Below are 17,662 nucleotides of genomic sequence, written 5' to 3'. Positions count from 1 at the left end.
CTGCAACTGAAAGGACAGCTATGTTTCGCAAGAATCAAAAAAGGGTGTTTGGGATTTTCAGTGGGCTTGTCTTGCTTGTTGTGATAGGATTTTTGGGAAAAATGGTCTATGATCAGCAGGTTCGGACAAAGGCTATCGAGACTCTCATAGAGACAGAGCAAATGGCTCATGAGCAACAAGGGCTGAAGGTTAGGCAAGAGGTCATTGAGGAAGGAACGAAGCATTATCTGAGACAGGATTTGGTTAATCAGAATGGCTCGGCACTTAGCTGGTCCAAAGAGCTTCAAGCGGGACATTTGGAGCAACTGAAAGCGTCATCGAATCAAGAAGAGGAGGATTTCTGGGCCTTTTCGTATAGCAGTCAGGAGACAGCCTTGACAGGTGTCCGGCAGGTGGAGTTGCTGGAGAAGGGCTACCGATTTGATAGAAAAAGCCATCAATTTGAGCTTAAGGGACAAGAGTTACTGGGGAGCACCTATCTCAATGCTGAAGGAGATAGAATGACACTGGAGCAACTGATCAAGGATCGAGACGCTTTTACCCAATTAGTTTTAAATCATTTGAGGGATGTAGGGAAAACGGAAGACGACATCTATAACGATCAGGCTTATTTGGAGCAGACCTTTTCGAATCTGCCGTTTGCGGTAACATCTTCTGGATTGGAAGTGGCATTTTCGCCTGGAGAAGAACGGATTGAACTCTTTTATACAGAGCTTTTTGAGATTATGGAAACGGATTTTTTAAAGGACGAAGCCCGTGCGCATTATGACGCCTACTTGGCGGAGAAGGAGGCGGCTCGTTTAGCAGAAGAAGCTCGACTAGCCGCTGAAGCAGCGGCGAGAGCACGTGGCCCTAAACCGGTAGCCATCGGTAAGGTTATCGCCCTGACCTTTGATGATGGACCGAGGCCAGAAACAACCCCTCAGGTCTTGGATTTATTGGCTAGTCACCAGATTAAGGCCACTTTTTTCCTGCTGGGGCAGAGTATTTTGGGGAATGAATCCATCGTCCAGCGTATGGCGGCAGAAGGTCACCAGCTGGCTAACCATACTTGGAGTCACCCTTATTTGACCAAAATCAGCCCTGACCAAATCAGGGCTGAGGTAACTCAGACACAGGACTTGATTCTACGGGTATCTGGGCAATTACCAACTGTGCTAAGGCCACCTTACGGCAGTTTCAATGCAGTAGTAGAGCAACATGCTGGTTTACCCATTGTGACATGGACGATCGATACTTTAGATTGGCAGTCACGAAATCCTGCTTCTATTCTTGAACGTGTCAAAGCACAAGCTACCAGTGGAGGGGTAATTTTGATGCACGATATCCATCAATCCACTGTAGATGCCCTTCCAGCTGTTATTGAATTTCTAAAATCAGAAGGGTATCAGTTTGTAACCCTCAACGAACTATATGGTTATTGATGCTCAGTAAAAATCAAAAATAGCAAATCTAAGATACTAATAACCTATCAGAGTCTAATATCAAAGGTGAAGGCAGGAGTCATGGCTGTTAAGTAGCTATTTATGAGTTTAAATGAGTATGAGCATCGTTCTAGGAACTGCTACTGAGGGGTAAACCCGATAAGAAGGATCGGAGTCACGAGGACCAAGATCGGCTAATAGAATCTGGATTGGATGAAACAGTCTCGGTTTCTAGCAAAATTAGCCTGAGTTTAGCAAAAATGAAAGCAGCCCTTTCGTCAAGAGAGAGGGCTGTTTTTGAGTATGACGGATGTACGAAGAAAATGCAAGCAACCATTTTTGACGCGCACACACTGTTCAGGAACGTTCCTAAAAAGAGGTTGGTTTCAGGCAAAAAGTGATTCATTTCATTAGCCAGGTGTAACTATCATCCTGAAAGCAGCAATGTCTTCAGGCGTCTGGCGTGGGAGTTTGATAAGGTGTTTTTTACTGAGAATCGTCAAAATAGAAGGTTTGATTTTTTAGGAAAATCGGCCGAACCTGAGCATACTTTTTAAGCGTTTTGAGCTCTTCAGGATGAGAGATGAGAGTGACGACAACACCATTTTTGCCCATGCGACCTGTTCGTCCTGCACGGTGTGTATATGTTTCTAAGTCTCTAGGTAAGTCCACATTGATGACGCATTCGAGGCTGTCAATATCAATGCCACGGGCAACCAGATCTGTTGCTAAGAGAAGAGTGAGCTGGCTAGCCTTGAATTTTTCCAAGATGGTTTTACGGAATTTGACATTAACATCGCTAGCCAATGACACCACGTTAGCGGAGCGGTAGGTGAGCTTTTCTTCGGTAGCACCGAGGTCAGACAAACTGTTAAAGAAGGCTAAGGCTCTGAAATCAGGGATATTACTCATCTTACGTAGGAGCTCTGTCTTGTCCCGTTTAGCAACTTCTAAGTAAACGTGTTGAATATTGTCAAGTTTTCCTCCGTCTCGCACATCGATGGTCAAAGTTGCGGGGGCAATCTGATTAGAGTCAAAACGATCTGTTGCAGACATGTAGATCATCTGGTATTCCCGTGGAGAATGTTTGAGGATCCGATTGACGAACTGGGCCTGACTATCGCTAAAGAGCTGGTCAAATTCATCCAAGACAATCTTATCAATGGCCATCGTCTTAATTTTTTTAAGTTTGACGAGTTCCCAGATACGGCCAGGTGTTCCGATCAAAATTTGAGGCCCCTTTTTGAGGCGTTCCATTTGACGCTTTTGGCTGGAGCCTGAGAGGAAGACTTGGCAAGTCAGGTTGAGGGGCTCAGCCCATGTTTTAGTGACGTCAAAAATTTGTCCAGCAAGTTCTGTATTTGGTGCTAGGATAAGGATTTGCTGAGCTTTTTGACTGGTCACGGAAGACAGTAAGGGCCAGAGATAGGCCAGAGTCTTGCCGGTTCCTGTCGGGCTGATGCCGAGGACTGATTTGCCGTCACGAATCGGGTCAAAACTTTGAGTTTGAATCGGCGTAAAATGAGTAAAGCCGAGTTGGTCAATCTGATCTTGCCAGACAGGTGGGAATTTAGTTTTCATGTTGATCTGCCTCAAAATGGATACCAGAGTCCTGACGCATGGCATAAAGGGTTTGGTTAACGGATTGAGCTGTACTGAGGAGCTGTTTGTAGAGCTCTTGGTGCTTATTTGGATGCATCAGTATATCTGCAAAAACTTGCGTTTCCTCAGCCATCAGATGGCCAAGTGGTGCAAGTTCTAAGTTGGTAAGTCTACCATCTAAATCATGGAAGCTAGCTTTCTCAATCCCTTGGATATGATTGAGAATGAGTGTTCCCTGATTGGTGTAGATCTCGCTGGGAAGATTAGACTGGGCATTTTTACGGACAACCATGTTTACATGAAAGTCCTCATAAAGCAGCTGACCAGAGCCTGCTATGTCAACGCCGGTTTCTAAGAGGTCTGCACAATAGCGAGCAGCTTTGGGTTGGCCAAAAAGTTTGTGGGCAGCATAGATTTGGTAGATTCCTAAATCAACTAGAGCACCGCCAGACATTTTAGCTTGAAAGGCATTGTCGTAAATCCCTTGGAGAAGATTTTTCATTCGGGAGGAGTATTGAGAAAAGTGGAAACTGGCTCCATAAATCACTTTATCTGCCAAGAAATCTTGAATTGGTTGCCAATTTTTTTCGTGGTAATTACGAGCGGCTTCAAGCACTAGGACTTGCTTCTCCTCAGCGAGCTTGATGATGGCTTGGAATTCGCTTGGATTTGAAAATGCCGGTTTCTCAACAATCAAATGCTTACCAGCAAGAATTAGCATTTTTGCCTGCTGGAAGTGTAAGCTATTGGGGCTAGCGATATAAACCACATCCAGATTACTCTGGCTGAAAGCTTTGAGGTCTGTATAGAGCTCTATTTCGCCATAAGGCGCCGCAAAGCTTTGAGCTTTTTCGGTGGTCCGAGAGTAGACGGCGGCTAACTTATAGTGTTCTGTTAACTGGCAGGCTGTGATAAACTGGTGGGCGATATTACCTGTCCCAATAATTCCTAATCTGAGCATGTCGTTTCTCCTCGTAAAATAAGTTAATGGGGATATTTCAATCCCAAGTGTAACCAATGTTATCGCTTGACTATTGCAAGGTTTTCCAGAGCAATAGAGTCATGGAATAGACTCATGGTTGTTTCTTTGTCCCCTTGTTGCGTAGACTTCAAAATAAAGTCTGTTACCCAAAAGCCTTGTCCCTACTTCCAACACACTAGCTGTTTCCACTAGGCTCACTTCTGTATCTAGTAGGCTACAGGCGGCAAGTGAGTTAGTGCTCAGAATTCTCTTATGCGAGGCTGTTGATTCAAGGTGTTTCTGGGGAACCTTACAGTAGTCAAGAAACCTTCCAAATCCAAATGAAAGGAGACCTTCCACATGAAATGTTTTGTCGGTTTAGACGTTAGCGCAACCAAACTGGACGTTTGTATCATGCTCAGTGATACAACGCCCCCCTTCACTGCTTCGCTCCCTAATGACTTAACGGGTGCTTCTGACATCAAGAAACAGGTTCTTGAACTCAATGATATCCATGCCTTTGAACGCATCGTCATTGGCATGGAAGCGACCAGTCTCTATAGCTTTCATCCTGCCATGTTCTTTCACGAAGACAGCGACTTGAAAGCTCTTAAAGTTGAAGTCATGGTGGAACAGCCCAACAAAATCAAGAAGTATCGCGAAGCCTTCGAAGAAAACAAGAATGATGCTCTTGATGCCTTCTATATCGCAGATTATTTCCGTATTGAGCGATTTTCACCAGCTTTTCTCAAGGAAGAGAAATACATGGCGCTTCAGCACCTCACTAGAACCAGACTGCAACTCATTGAGCAGTCAACCAAAACCAAGCAGCACTTCATTGAGAGTATCTACTATAAGTGCAATACCTTATCTACTGAAATCAAGAATGAGAACCTCTCAACCAATCTCTGGTCAAGCACCATCATCTCCTTGATGACCGAAGACTATACCCTAGACGAATTAGCCGCTGTTCCTCTTGAAGAGCTGGCAGACTTTATCCAGAAACTGGGAAGAGGCCGGTTTAAAGCCCCTGAAAAGCTGCCAAAGCCATTCAAGCGGCCGTCCGTGGCTCTTACCGTCTGCCAAAGCTCCAACAAGATTCGGTCAATGTCGTTCTTGGACTGCTCGCTCGAGAAATTAGAAATCTTGAGAAAGTGATCAAGGACATTGACAAGGCTATCGAAGAGATGGTCGAAGTCATTCCTGAATACCAGTGCTTAACCTCCATACCTGGTGTTGGTAAAGTGTACGCTGCTGGGATAATCGCTGAGATTGGGCAAGTCGAACGCTTTACAGACCACCCTCAAGTCGCCAAGTATGCTGGGCTTAACTGGAAACAGAACCAGTCGGGTCAATCCAACTCCCAAAACACTTCGCTTGTGACCAGAGGCAATCGCTATCTCTGTTATTACCTGGTTGAAGCGGCCAACTCGGTCAGACGATACGATAGCGAGTATCAAGCCTTTTACAAGAAGAAGTGTCAAGAAGTGCCTAAACAGCAACACAAACGTGCCATCGTCTTAACCGCTAGAAAATTTGTGCGTCTGGTGGATGTGCTACTACGCAACCGCCAACCCTATCCGCCACCAAGGAGGCTTATGGAAGATAGCTAATATCGGCACAAGTCCTTGGGTAAGCTAGTGAAAAAAGCAATTTTCACTAGGTGTTTTTAGTGCACCCTGTTTTCTAGAAAATCAACTAAAGTTTTGAAAACTTTGGCTTGACTTTTTACCACTAGACTTAATAATACTTTCCTTATTATACCATGTTTTGAGCTTATAAAGGAAAAGTGTTGAAAGAAAAAGATATTCCCAGACTGTAACATCCCATTTGGAACTCCTAAAAAGTGTTGGGGTGGAAATTTCTAGTGAAGTAGTAATTTGGAAACTCTATTTTGCGGTCAAGGAAGTAGCTAAAAAAGAGACTCAGGTGAAATCAGAAATTTTCTACCCCTTAAAAAATATGTTTCAACAGCCGACAAGAATTATGAATCGGTTACACTAAACTAGACAGTCTTATAAAGTGTTCTACACTAAAGAAGTAGGAGAACTATATGTCTAGAAAAATCCGTCGTCATTTTACGGATGACTTCAAACACCAAATCGTTGACCTTGACCAAGCAGGGAAAAAGCGTCGTGAGCTCCTCAGAGAATATGAGCTAACCCCTTCGACCTTTGACAAATGGGTGAGACAAGCTAAAACAACAGATTCCTTCAAGTCTCTTGATAACCTTACCGATGAATAGCGGGAGCTGATCGCACTCCGAAAGCGCAATAAAGAGCTTGAAATGCAGGTCGATATCCTAAAGCAAGCAGCAGTGATTATGGCGCGAAGAGAGAAATAATAACTGCTAATAAGGATAAATACAGCATTTCAGCCATGTGTCGTTGGTTGAAAATTCCTCGTTCCAGCTATTACTACAAAGCCACTGAACCAGTATCTGAAGCGGAGCTTGAAGAGAAGGTGAAACAGATTTTCCGTGAGAGCAAGGCCAGATATGGTGCTCGAAAAATCAAGAAATGCCTAGAAGCGCAAGATATGCTCGTGTCTCGTCGTCGCATCATGAAGCGATTGAACTTGGTTTCTGTTTATCAGAAAGCCGCAGTCAAACCGCAGTCTAAAGGGAAAAATGATGCACCCATTCCCAATCATTTAGCCAGACAATTCAACCAAGAAAAACTCCTGGAAGTCCTTGTCACTGACTTGACCTATGTCCGTGTTGGCAAGCGATGGGCTTATGTTTGCTTGATCATTGACCTCTTCAACCGTGAAATCATTGGTCTGTCAGTCGGTTGGCAGAAGACGGCAGCACTCGTCAAACAAGCCATTCAGAGCATTCCTTATGCTCTGACCAAAGTCAAGCTATTTCATTCTGACCGTGGCAAGGAGTTTGATAATCAGCTGATTGCTGAGATGCTTGAAACCTTCGGAATCACCCGTTCCCTCAGTCAAGCTGGCTGTCCTTATGACAATGCCGTCGCCGAGAGCACCTATCGCTCCTTTAAACTGGAGTTTATCAACCAAGAAACCTTCCATTCACTCGAAGAACTAATTCTTAAAACCAAGGACTATGTCTACTGGTGGAATCATCATCGCATACACGGTAGTCTCAATTACCAAACACCTATGGCTAAGCGAGTGATCGCTTAACCCAAAAAACACTTTATAAAAATTGTACAGAAAAGGGTTGCCTTTTCAAGATGTGCTGCCTTTTTTTCACACCATCAGAAATGACTTTATCCATGTCCCAGAATGTTTGAGAGTTGAGGGGTGTTCCTTCTCGAGCCTCAACGAGGGTTTGTTCGTATTGTTTTTGAGCATGTTTAGCGAGGTATAAGATTTTCTTGTAGCCACAGTTTTGTCTTCTCTTAGGACAGCTGTTACAGACAAAGGGAGCTTTATCAAGGAGAAGACAAGGAAGAATGTCACTAGTAGAAGAGCGGACCTGTCTGTTACGTTTGACCTCTTTGGAAACGGTAGGATTTTTTAGGATAGTTTGTCCAATGGCTTTGAAGGTTTCTCCACGTTCTAAGCCAAGGTGGATGTCATTGCGGTCTGAGAGGGTAAGGTGTTTATATTTTGCCATAGTAAGGACTCATTTCTAGTACAAACGTCTCAGACTTAATTCCACCATAAAAATCCGTTTTAGGCTAAAGCTAAAGTGGAACTTACTTTGGGAAATTAGCGTTCATGCGTTTGTCCTGGTGTCACGACAAAGTACTTGTCAAACTTACAAACTTTTGATAAACTATAGTAGTTGCCACTCTTAGTGTAATGGATATCACGCAAGATTCCGGTTCTTGAGATAGGGGTTCGATTCCCTTAGAGTGGATAGACACGGTAACCGAAAGTGAACATATCCTATTATTTCAAATCTGCCTTGATATTTTAGAGGTGGTTTTTTTCTACCATTTGTCAAGTCTATCAAGGTATTTGACGAAAACTATTTTGAGCCCAGTAGGCAAAACAAGGAAATTATTTTATTTTGGTTCAAAGTTTGGTTTAAAAAGTGCACACAAAAGGAGCCCCTTATCTGGCATTTTTTGAAACAAGGTGCTACAATGATAGAGCATAGATGACTTTTGGCTAAAGTGTACTCGTAAAATTTGTTATGCGTAAAGAGGTAATACATTGTCCTGATGAGGCGATGTATGGCGGCAATCGTGTGCGGTTTCGTTGAAGCTGTTTGCGATTGTCTTTTTCGTTTCTCGTAAAAATCAGCGATATGGCAAGGCTTGGTGTGGCTGGCAGAAGCGATGTTGTGAATACACTTGAAGAGAATCTTTCTGCATAAGGATTGCCTCTTTTGGTGATACGTTCCTTGGCAAGGAAGTTCCCAGACTCATAGTGCCTCAAGTCAATGCCGATAAAGGCGTTGATCTGGTTGGCAGACTGAAACCGTCGAATGTCGGCGAGTTCGCCAATAATGCTTGTGGCTGTCGTTTCTGCGATACCAGGTATGGAGAGGAGAATCTCGTATTCTGGTAATGACTGAGCCAGTTTGACCCTGTCATCTAAAATAGCTTTCCGACGGTCAGATAGTCTAAGCAGTTCTTTTGCATAGTAACGAACCTCTTCAAGTATTGGAGAGGTTTTCTTGACCGCACAATAGTTTTGTTTAGCCAGTTCTTTGAGTTTGTCAGCCAGATAGGTGGCTCGCTTGTCAGAAATGCGTTTGGTCGTAGATTGACGAATACTATTATTCAATTGACTTTGAGTTAAATGTAATACAAATTCTTTAGATGGGAAAGCAATCACCAAGTTCCAGTATTGTTCGCCAGTTGGTGTTGACAAGATGCTTTGAAAAGGCAACCCTTTTCTGTACAATTTTTATAAAGTGTTTTTTGGGTTAAGCGATCACTCGCTTAGCCATAGGTGTTTGGTAATCGAGACTACCGTGAATGCGATGATGATTCCACCAGTGGACATAGTCCTTGGTTTTCAGGGTTAGTTCTTCGAGTGAATGGAAGGTTTCTTGGTTGATAAACTCCAGTTTGAAAGAGCGGTAGGTGCTCTCGGCGACGGCATTGTCATAAGGACAGCCCGCTTGACTGAGGGAACGGGTGATTCCGAAGGCCTCCAGCATGTCATCAATCAGCTGATTATCAAACTCCTTGCCACGGTCAGAATGAAATAGCTTGACTTTGGTCAGAGCATAAGGAATGCTCTGAATGGCTTGTTTGACGAGTGTTGCGGTCTTCTGCCAACCGACTAACAGACCGATGATTTCACGATTATAGAGGTCAATCATCAAGCAAACATAAGCCCATCGCTTGCCAACACGGACATAGGTCAAGTCCGTGACAAGGGCTTCCAGGGGTTTTTCTTGGTTGAATTGTCTGGCTAAGCGATTTGGGATGGGTGCCTCATTTTTCCCTTTAGACTGCGGTTTGACTGCGGCTTTCTGGTAAACAGAAACCAAGTTCAATCGCTTCATGATGCGACGACGAGACACGAGCATATCTTGCGCTTCTAGGCATTTCTTGATTTTTCGAGCACCATATCTGGCCTTGCTCTCACGGAAAATCTGTTTCACCTTCTCTTCAAGCTCCGCTTCAGATACTGGTTCAGTGGCTTTGTAGTAGCTGGAACGCGGGATGTTTAAGCAACGGCACATAGCCACAATTTTATATTTATCTTTATTAGCGGCGATCACTTCCCTTTTTGCGCCATAACACCTGTGCTTGCTTTAAGATATCAACCTGCATTTCAAGCTCTTTGTTGCGTTTTCTGAGGGTAATCAGCTCGCGCTGTTCAACAGTAAGGTTATCGGCGGTCTTAAATGAGCCAGTTACTTTGGATTGTTTTACCCACTTATCGAAGGTTGATGGGGTTAGTTCATATTCTCTGATGAGCTCACGACGTTTTTTCCCTGCTTGGTAAAGGTCAACGATTTGTTTTTTGAAATCATCCGTGAAGTGACGACGTGGTTTTCTAGACATAAAGGAGTCCTCTTTTCTTAAGTTCAGTGTAGAACACTTTATAATTTTTGTCTAGTTTAGTGTAACCGATTCACTTGGCTCTAACAATGTCTTCAGTCAGATTCTGATAAAAACGACTTAAATCTCTCAAGTGTTGATAGATTTCTTCCTGCACATCAGTTGGTTTACGATTCAGTACGAACTGAGATTGTGCTAGTTTTTCTGCATCAATTTTGTCTTACGGACACGTAGGCTGTCCAGTTATTTCTTAGCTCCTAGAGGATTTAGCTGTGTATAAACGTAGCCATTGTCCTCGAGAAAAGCCGATGGCGTCGTTGGTTATGGTGTAGCTATGAACCTTTTTGCCATTGACCAAAATGGCCACTTCTGAACTTGCTTTACTCACATCAATCCCAAATACGACTCGCATGATTTTACCTCTTTGTCTTGAATGATTCCTTGTTTTAGTGATGTCATTTTCAATACACGACATCTAGCGCCTAAAAGCCCTTCGACTTAACAAGACACCTCTACTTTAATATAAAGAAAAAGTAGTGAGTATTTTCTCCCGTCGGAGATTTCCTCACTACTAATCTTAGTATGTTTTGATACACCCAAAAAGCTCCATAATCTCCTTAGGGGAGCTACCCACTACAGAAATTATAGATCCAGTATTTCTAAGAGTTTTCTATTGTTAGAAGATAATGAGAGATGCTCGAACAATGATTGAACAGTATATTTTTTGATTTATCCAAGCTGAGTCTCTTTCTCCGGAACAGTTTCCCACTATCTGAGATATTTGAGCCTTCTTTTCATCGAAATGTTTTCAAAATCATAAAACAGCCCATTTTGGAGTATTTGAAAGGAGTTGGGCGTTTTTAGAGTTTCTCAGATTAATTCCAGATGTTTAAACGCTTGATAGATACCATCTTCATCAACGCCTGTTGTGATATAATCGGCGGCAGCTTTTGCTTCTGGACCACCACTTCCCATAGCGACGCTCTGGGCGCAATACTGAAACATCGGGATATCAATTTTGGCGTCTCCAAAAGCGATCGTATTTTTCTTGTCTGCCCCTAGATGGTTGAGGAGTTGGTCAATCGCAAAGGCTTTATCGATGCCTTTGACACCGACATCCCCAAAGAGGGCAACCTCCCCCTTTCCGCCCCAAGTATTGACTTCAAATTGACTAAAGTGTGTCTTGGCATCAAGGTAATCTTGGTAACTTTCAAGAATGAAAGAAATTTTGTTAACATCATCTCGGTAGTAATTAGTGCTGTCAAACACCATGCCGTGCATAACTGTTTCAGCAGTTACGTCCTGAACATTATCCATCCCTTTGCGTTTACAATATTCTTGTAATACAGGAATGGAGCGTTCAAAGAAGTTTTCAGAAGCATAGAGTCCGCTGTTGCTTTCTAAATAGAATTCTAATCCATGAGCATGCAGATAGTCCACAATCTCTGTACACTCCGCAAGGCTTAACGAATTGTGGTAGATGACCTGATTATCTGATTCGATGTAATTTCCATTGCCACCAATCATGCCATCAATGCCGATGTCCCAGATTTCTGGTTGCATTTCAGCTCGGCTCCGACCTGTACAGGCATAGATCCTGTGGCCATTTTGGCGCGCTAACTTGATGGCTTCGATAGCAGAAGCAGGAATTTCATTTTCGTAATTAACCAATGTGCCGTCAACATCTAGAAAAATAACCTGTGACATGTAGTGACCTCGTTTCTTAATGTAATTATATTATAAAAAAGGAAGGGCAAATTAGCTCGTATTAAAAAAGGGAAAATTGATACTATTCTATGATGTCTAAAGATCAAGCAGGTGGTAACCTGAAGGTAAGCGTTTCAAGAAAAATATGGTATAATGGAAGCAATAAAATAAAGTGAGAAAAAATATGCACATTGAAATCTACGATGAAACCAATCAGGTTAGCCAAGCGATTTTAAGGCAGACGGTTGAGGTATTGGAGGCTGCTGCTAAGCGGTTAGGGACAGAAAACAAAGAAATGGCAGTAACCTTTGTGGATAATGTTAGAAGCCATGAATTGAATCTCCTTTATCGAGAGACGGATCGTCCGACGGATGTGATCAGTTTGGAGTATAAGCCGGAAGAAAGTATTATCTTTGACGCAGAAGATCTGGCGGATAATCCAGATTTGGCGGAATTGATGGGAGAGTTTGATAGTTACATTGGTGAACTTTTTATTTCTGTTGATAAGGCGAAGGAACAGGCTGAGGATTACGGGCATTCGTTTGAGCGGGAGATGGGATTTTTAGCAGTACACGGCTTTCTCCACATCAATGGCTATGACCACTATACGCCAGAGGAAGAAGCAGAAATGTTTGGCTTGCAAGAGGAGATTTTGACAGCTTATGGACTCACACGATGATAAAAAAGAAGCGTTACGAATTTTTAATCCTGAGCAATTTCGCCAAGATCCTCCGCACTATTCCTATGAGGAAGAGGGGATTGATCAGCACTGGAAGAATAGGCATTTTTTATCCAGTTTAGACTTCGCCTTGACCGGGATCAGAACAGCGATTCGAGATGAACGCAACATGAAGAGTCATCTGGTAGGAGCTGTTTTGGTTTTTGGGTTTGGGTTGCTCTTTAGCTTGGAATTAGTGGAATGGCTGTTTATTTGCTCCGCTATTTTTGGGGTTATCGTGTTAGAATTACTCAATTCGGCTATCGAAAATCTAGTAGATTTGGTCTGTGGGAAAAATTTTTCAACCTTTGCTAAAAATGCTAAGGACATGGCAGCAGGTGCTGTCTTGCTGACCTCTATTTATGCCCTGATCGTCGGTATCATTATCTTTTTGCCCAAGTTATGGGCTTTGCTTTCCTGAGAAAGGACCATTATGACGCAAGATTATATTTCTTATATCCGCTCAAAAGTTGGACATGACAAGATTATGCTGACCTTTGCTGGTGGGATTTTAACCGATGATGCTGGTAGGATTTTACTGCAAAAACGTGGGGATTTTGGCAAATGGGGCTCAAACAGTCTGGGAGACTGTTTGAGGTTGGAAATAAGAAAAGCGTAGCTTTTGACAATCGTTTGGCGGTGCTATGGAGCTGGGTGAAAGCTCTCTGGAAACAGCCATTCGTGAGTTTGCTGAGGAGACAGGCATTAAGGTGACTGCCAAACGCCTGCTTAATGTTTATACGAATAGCGAGCATCATTATCCCAACGGTGATATTTGCCAGTCCGTCACCTTTATCTATGAAATGGTAGCAGAAGAGAACTATGACATTAGCACTCACCGTGATGATGAAAGTCTAGAGTTGCGTTTTTTCACAAAAGAGGAGATTGACCAGTTGGCATTGGCTTTTGACAGCCACCGTTTGATGATTGAAGAATATGTGTCTGGCAGCTTTGCCATGGGACACTAAAAGTAATAGAAAATGAAAGGAGTGGCGTTGGGCAGCAGGGGTGTTGAAATGAACACAGGCTACAACCGTCGGGAAAATGCGTAACCTTCTTGTGTCCAAGATTTGGGAGATAGTGTTTTAATCAATGATTTATTTAAAGTGTGACTGGTTTCACGACTGTCCAGAATATCCGATTCTATATTATAATGAACTAGATGAGAATCACTATATTACTCAGCAACTGGAGATATTTGCTTCCGGAGATTACAATTATTGGGATAGTAGAACTCCGTTTGCCTTAAGCGACCAACCGCTATGGGAGACACCTGAAGAAATCAACGAAAATCCAGAATTGTATATGGTAGAGATTACTGCAGAGGAATTTGAAGTAGTTCTAAGAGACCATCCGATGTCCGTAGAAGAGCAATTAGAGCGCTACAGTCGCTTTTTAAAGTAATTACAAAAAGGAGAAAAAATGACATTTAAATCAGGCTTTGTTGCCATTTTAGGTCGCCCGAATGTGGGGAAATCGACCTTTTTGAACTATGTGATGGGGCAGAAAATTGCCATTATGAGCGATAAGGCCCAGACCACCCGTAACAAGATTATGGGAATTTACACGACCGAGAGTGAGCAAATCGTCTTTATCGATACGCCAGGTATCCACAAACCAAAGACTGCTCTGGGCGACTTTATGGTGGAGTCTGCCTATTCAACCCTGCGTGAGGTGGAGACCGTCCTTTTCATGGTGCCTGCTGATGAAAAGCGCGGCAAGGGTGACGATATGATTATCGAGCGCTTGAAAAAGGCCAATATTCCTGTGATTTTGGTGATTAACAAGATTGACAAGGTGCATCCTGACCAACTCTTGGAGCAAATTGATGACTTCAGAAGTCAGATGGACTTCAAGGAAATTGTGCCGATTTCTGCGACCCAGGGCAACAATGTTAACCGCCTGATGGAGATTCTCAAGGACAATCTGGAAGAGGGCTTCCAGTATTTCCCAGAAGATCAGATTACCGACCATCCCGAGCGGTTCTTGGTGTCGGAGATGATTCGGGAGAAGGTCTTGCATTTGACCCGCGAGGAGATTCCGCATTCGGTAGCGGTGGTCATCGAGTCCATGAAGCGAGATGAGGAGACCGACAAGGTTCATATTCAAGCGACCATCATGGTTGAGCGAGATAGCCAAAAAGGCATTGTCATTGGAAAAGGTGGTGCTATGCTGAAAAAAATCGGCTCCCTTGCCCGCCGCGACATCGAACTTATGCTAGGCGACAAGGTCTTTCTCGAAACCTGGGTCAAAGTCAAGAAAAACTGGCGCGACAAGAAGCTGGACTTGGCGGATTTTGGCTATAATGAGAAAGAGTATTAAAATAGCCTACGGATAGGCTATTTTAACCCGAGCTTAGAAAGGCAAAGGTGAGACTTCCTTAATGGGGAGTTTTGGGTCATCGCCTGAAAAAAAGTGCAATGAGATTCAGTAAACTTTTTAACGCAAGCAAAGGAATGGGGAGGAGTGACTGATGATTGAACCTGTTACCTCAAATACGGTAACGCATTGAGCAGACCTCGCTAGCCAGCTGTGGTCGCCTGACCATCTCGACTTGGTGGCAGACTTTTTAGCTGGTCGATTCCCGTATGAGTTTCTTTTTTGGGACAATGGCAGAGCTGTCGCCTTTATCAGCTTGTCCATCAGATATGACGATGTCGAAGGGGCGAAAGGCTCTCCTGTTGCATTCTTAGAAGGAGTGTTTGTCTTACCCAGTTATCGTCGCCAAGGGTTGGCTAGAAAACTGGTTACTTTTGCGAGAGAATGGACAAAAGGACAAGGGCTGAGCCAGCTGGCCTCTAACTATGCTCTAGACAACCTGGAGAGCCATTCTTTTCATCAAGCGCTTGGCTTTCAGGAAGCCAGCCGAACAGTGAATGTGATACAGGATTGCTGAGAAGACCAGTTTTCTCAGAATATAGGCCTCCTCTCTAAATGATAGGAAAACATCAACTTCAGACGGCCTGTTTTACCTTTCACCAACTCTTAAAAAACGCTAATGCAGCGGTGTTTTTAAGAGTTTTTATATTTGTCAGCAAAAGAAAAAAAGATTGACGGAAATCATCACAAATGTCCCAAATATTGTGAGAAGAAATCATTTGATATTGAAAATATTGTGACATTAATCTTATTGGAGCTCATGTTTGAAGTGGAATAGCTAGGTCAAAGGGGGGCTATTTTTAGTGAGCTACAGGGTCCGATAGGGAGTGATGCTTGAGTGAGGTTGAAAAGTTTGCGTTGGTGTCTGAAAGATTTGTCTTAGGAGAACTTGATATGATATAATGAAAGCGATTAACAAGGAGGAAAAGGATGATTTTTTTGACCAACGACCGTTTACGAGTAGAAATTTCAGAACCTGGGGAGCGACCAAACGATACCCATCGTTTTGATCGTGCAGGCTATATTTCAAATGTTGTTTTGGATGGAGATACTCATTTTGGGGCTAATGAGCCCATGAACCTCAGGCATCCATCGTCAGGTGGACGAGGATTATGTTGTGAGTTTAGTGCTGATTTTAGTCAGGGCACTGAGATTGGTGAGTATTTCCCCAAATTGGGTGTTGGCTTGATTAAGCAAGATTCTAATCAGGGCTACCGTTTTGACTACACTTATCCTGAGGTGACGCCTTATCCTGTTAGCTTTACTCATACGGCTACCTCTGCGGAGTTTGTCACAGAAGCTCTGCCATGCCGCGGCATCGCCGCGACTATCCGTAAAACCATCACGATTGAGGACAACAGGCTGATTTTGGAAGGGAAAATCACCAATGTTGGCGAGCGTGTGATTGAGACCGAGGAGTACTGCCATAATTTCCTCAGCATTGATGGCATGGCGATTTCACCTGACTACCGTCTGGAATTGCCCGACATGCCTGATCTTGGGACAGAGCGCCTAGAGGGCTGGGGTGGTTACGACCATAATAATTTTATCGCGGATGGTCGTGCTATTCGCTTTGACAAGTGCGAGACTGATGTGTCACTCAGTGTCTTGTCAACTGAAGGAATCGCTGAGCAGGATACCTTTACGTGGAAGTTGCTGCATCAGGGAGCTAAGGCGAGTGTGACAGGGATTGACAGTGTCAAACCGACCAGTCTTCTGCTCTGGGCGACCGACCACATCGTCAGTCCAGAAATCATTCAGACGATTCGCATTGCTCCAGGTGAAAGTCACCAGTGGAAACGTTGTTGGATTTTTGAAGCCCAAGAGCGCTAATAACTTCAATCGCGCGAGACAATATTATGCTGGATAGCGGTAGAACAGGTTTAGCACCGCTTGTCTTCGATTTTTCGAGACTGACTGAAGCTGACCATGGAGGAGGCACCTTGTAAAGTTGCTTTTTAGGAGGTTGTGATGACAAACTTTATCTTTTACTACTTTCATCTCGTTCCCTTTGCTATATTTGCTATCATACTAGCTATTTTTGGTTTACAGCTGATTCGCTTTTTGTTCCAATGGCAGAGCGATAACCAAGCGGAGCGCTTGACGAGAGAAGCTCGCCTAGTGACCAAGCGTCAGCAGGTTAGGGGGACCAACAATGCTTACACCTACTACTATGTCACCTTTGAATTTTCTGATAAGACCCGTCAGGAATTTCGGGTCAAAAGCACCGATTACGGTCAGCTCGCGGAAGGTGATGAGGGGGAGTTAACCTATCAAGGCACACGGTTTGTAGCGTTCAAGAGAATATAATGGTACTGCTGACCAGAGCAATCTGGTCAGTTTTATGGTATCATAAGTATGAGATAAAGGATAAGGGAGAAGCTTATGCCAAGAAGTCAAGAAGTCATTTTAACCAATATGTGCCTGATAGAGGATGATGCAGGGCGCTTTGTTATGCAACTTCGCTCACCAGAACGCTATGCTTGGTCTGGCGCCGCTCTACCTGGTGGCCACATTGAGGAAAAGGAGAGTCTTCATGCCTCGGTTGTCCGAGAAATCAAAGAAGAAACAGGGTTAACCATAGTTAATCCTAAATTGGTGGGGGTCAAGCATTTTCATACCCGAGATGATGGTACCCGTTATTTAGTCTTTCTTTACCGAACGACAGAGTTTACGGGAGAGATTCAATCTTCTGAAGAAGGGGAAGTGGTCTGGGTGAATCGTGACGATATTGCCTCAGGTAGGGTAGAATTGGCGGACTCTATGGATGATTTGTTGACCTTTTATTTCAATGATGCCCACTCAGAACTCTACTATGAACGAGATGCAGACGGAATCTTGCAGCGGATTTTCTTTTAACTAACAAAAAATTGGTAAGCCTTGTTGCTAAATAGCAGAAGGCTTACCAATTTTTTTGATGCTTTGGTTGGTG

The 17,662-nt window shown here is 43.5% G+C and carries 13 protein-coding genes, 1 tRNA gene and 6 pseudogenes; 13 read left to right on the top strand and 7 right to left on the bottom strand.

Going from position 1 to position 17,662, the window contains the following annotated elements:
• Positions 1–20: 20 nt before the first annotated feature.
• The gene (locus tag HF992_RS00165; protein WP_168548045.1) at positions 21–1,424 is read left to right on the top strand and encodes a polysaccharide deacetylase family protein; all 1,404 of its coding nucleotides are present in this window, start codon (positions 21–23) and stop codon (positions 1,422–1,424) included.
• Positions 1,425–1,910: 486 nt separating this feature from the next.
• Here the strand turns inward: HF992_RS00165 and HF992_RS00160 are convergent, their stop codons facing one another.
• Both HF992_RS00160 and HF992_RS00155 read right to left on the bottom strand, forming a co-directional pair.
• A complete protein-coding gene (locus tag HF992_RS00160) occupies positions 1,911–3,011 on the bottom strand; it encodes a DEAD/DEAH box helicase (protein WP_343032935.1) in 1,101 nt (366 codons plus the stop codon).
• The gene (locus HF992_RS00155; RefSeq protein WP_168548043.1) at positions 2,995–3,987 is read right to left on the bottom strand and encodes a Gfo/Idh/MocA family protein; all 993 of its coding nucleotides are present in this window, start codon (positions 3,985–3,987) and stop codon (positions 2,995–2,997) included. The genes HF992_RS00160 and HF992_RS00155 overlap by 17 nt, the downstream gene beginning before the upstream one ends.
• 360 nt (positions 3,988–4,347) lie before the next feature.
• Here HF992_RS00155 and HF992_RS00150 point away from each other — a divergent pair.
• A pseudogene (locus HF992_RS00150) lies at positions 4,348–5,600 on the top strand (IS110 family RNA-guided transposase).
• A gap of 440 nt (positions 5,601–6,040) precedes the next feature.
• Positions 6,041–7,137 (top strand): annotated as a pseudogene (locus tag HF992_RS00145) (IS3 family transposase).
• A 49-nt stretch (positions 7,138–7,186) separates the two neighbouring features.
• Here HF992_RS00145 and HF992_RS00140 read toward each other — a convergent pair.
• Positions 7,187–7,573: pseudogene (locus tag HF992_RS00140) on the bottom strand (helix-turn-helix domain-containing protein); the annotation flags it as partial.
• A 174-nt stretch (positions 7,574–7,747) separates the two neighbouring features.
• Here HF992_RS00140 and HF992_RS00135 point away from each other — a divergent pair.
• Positions 7,748–7,819: transfer RNA gene (locus HF992_RS00135), tRNA-Arg, on the top strand.
• A 258-nt stretch (positions 7,820–8,077) separates the two neighbouring features.
• Here the strand turns inward: HF992_RS00135 and HF992_RS00130 are convergent.
• From HF992_RS00130 to HF992_RS00115, 4 genes and pseudogenes are all read right to left on the bottom strand, one after another.
• Positions 8,078–8,790, bottom strand: a pseudogene (locus tag HF992_RS00130) (transposase); the annotation flags it as partial.
• Between the two features lie 46 nt (positions 8,791–8,836).
• Positions 8,837–9,929 (bottom strand): IS3 family transposase gene (locus tag HF992_RS00125; protein WP_168548042.1). Its coding sequence is split into 2 segments (ribosomal slippage): positions 8,837–9,659 and positions 9,658–9,929, totalling 1,095 coding nucleotides; the frame shifts between segments, so codons are not numbered across the junction.
• 73 nt (positions 9,930–10,002) lie between these two features.
• Positions 10,003–10,338, bottom strand: a pseudogene (locus tag HF992_RS00120) (IS110 family transposase); the annotation flags it as partial.
• A gap of 458 nt (positions 10,339–10,796) precedes the next feature.
• Positions 10,797–11,633, bottom strand: coding sequence for a Cof-type HAD-IIB family hydrolase (locus HF992_RS00115; RefSeq protein WP_168548041.1), 837 nt, complete (start codon positions 11,631–11,633; stop codon positions 10,797–10,799).
• Between the two features lie 184 nt (positions 11,634–11,817).
• Between HF992_RS00115 and ybeY the strand changes: the two genes are divergently transcribed.
• The 9 genes and pseudogenes from ybeY (at position 11,818) to HF992_RS00070 (ending at position 17,589) form a co-directional block, all read left to right on the top strand.
• Positions 11,818–12,312 (top strand): rRNA maturation RNase YbeY, encoded by a 495-nt coding sequence (gene ybeY, locus HF992_RS00110; protein WP_168548040.1) that lies wholly within the window; start codon positions 11,818–11,820, stop codon positions 12,310–12,312.
• Positions 12,296–12,772: a diacylglycerol kinase family protein gene (locus tag HF992_RS00105; RefSeq protein ID WP_168548039.1), complete on the top strand. Its 477-nt coding sequence runs from the start codon at positions 12,296–12,298 to the stop codon at positions 12,770–12,772. Before ybeY ends, HF992_RS00105 begins: the two co-directional genes overlap by 17 nt.
• A gap of 12 nt (positions 12,773–12,784) precedes the next feature.
• Positions 12,785–13,319 (top strand): annotated as a pseudogene (locus HF992_RS00100) (NUDIX domain-containing protein).
• 124 nt (positions 13,320–13,443) lie between these two features.
• Positions 13,444–13,755, top strand: coding sequence for a DUF6881 domain-containing protein (locus HF992_RS00095; protein WP_168548038.1), 312 nt, complete (start codon positions 13,444–13,446; stop codon positions 13,753–13,755).
• Between the two features lie 18 nt (positions 13,756–13,773).
• On the top strand, positions 13,774–14,673 hold the full coding sequence (gene era, locus HF992_RS00090; RefSeq protein WP_168548037.1) for a GTPase Era: 900 nt from the start codon (positions 13,774–13,776) through the stop codon (positions 14,671–14,673).
• 208 nt (positions 14,674–14,881) lie between these two features.
• Positions 14,882–15,247, top strand: coding sequence for a GNAT family N-acetyltransferase (locus tag HF992_RS00085; protein ID WP_281346957.1), 366 nt, complete (start codon positions 14,882–14,884; stop codon positions 15,245–15,247).
• 413 nt (positions 15,248–15,660) lie between these two features.
• A complete protein-coding gene (locus HF992_RS00080) occupies positions 15,661–16,563 on the top strand; it encodes a hypothetical protein (RefSeq protein ID WP_168548036.1) in 903 nt (300 codons plus the stop codon).
• 138 nt (positions 16,564–16,701) lie between these two features.
• Positions 16,702–17,040 (top strand): DUF2500 domain-containing protein, encoded by a 339-nt coding sequence (locus HF992_RS00075; protein WP_168548035.1) that lies wholly within the window; start codon positions 16,702–16,704, stop codon positions 17,038–17,040.
• A gap of 75 nt (positions 17,041–17,115) precedes the next feature.
• Positions 17,116–17,589 (top strand): 8-oxo-dGTP diphosphatase, encoded by a 474-nt coding sequence (locus HF992_RS00070; RefSeq protein WP_168548034.1) that lies wholly within the window; start codon positions 17,116–17,118, stop codon positions 17,587–17,589.
• Positions 17,590–17,662 lie beyond the last annotated feature (73 nt).

It is taken from the genome of Streptococcus ovuberis (assembly GCF_012396585.1).
Classification (GTDB): Bacteria; Bacillota; Bacilli; order Lactobacillales; family Streptococcaceae; genus Streptococcus; species Streptococcus ovuberis.
This window is presented reverse-complemented; position numbering and strand designations above follow the sequence as displayed.

Bases quoted from the DNA above. Each gene is read 5' to 3' on its own strand.
- HF992_RS00155 (WP_168548043.1), bottom strand. From the start codon at position 3,987: ATGCTCAGATTAGGAATTATTGGGACAGGTAATATCGCCCACCAGTTT.
- ybeY (WP_168548040.1), top strand. From the start codon at position 11,818: ATGCACATTGAAATCTACGATGAAACCAATCAGGTTAGCCAAGCGATT.
- HF992_RS00095 (WP_168548038.1), top strand. From the start codon at position 13,444: ATGATTTATTTAAAGTGTGACTGGTTTCACGACTGTCCAGAATATCCG.
- HF992_RS00070 (WP_168548034.1), top strand. From the start codon at position 17,116: ATGCCAAGAAGTCAAGAAGTCATTTTAACCAATATGTGCCTGATAGAG.
- era (WP_168548037.1), top strand. From the start codon at position 13,774: ATGACATTTAAATCAGGCTTTGTTGCCATTTTAGGTCGCCCGAATGTG.
- HF992_RS00080 (WP_168548036.1), top strand. From the start codon at position 15,661: ATGATTTTTTTGACCAACGACCGTTTACGAGTAGAAATTTCAGAACCT.
- HF992_RS00075 (WP_168548035.1), top strand. From the start codon at position 16,702: ATGACAAACTTTATCTTTTACTACTTTCATCTCGTTCCCTTTGCTATA.
- HF992_RS00115 (WP_168548041.1), bottom strand. From the start codon at position 11,633: ATGTCACAGGTTATTTTTCTAGATGTTGACGGCACATTGGTTAATTAC.
- HF992_RS00165 (WP_168548045.1), top strand. From the start codon at position 21: ATGTTTCGCAAGAATCAAAAAAGGGTGTTTGGGATTTTCAGTGGGCTT.
- HF992_RS00105 (WP_168548039.1), top strand. From the start codon at position 12,296: ATGGACTCACACGATGATAAAAAAGAAGCGTTACGAATTTTTAATCCT.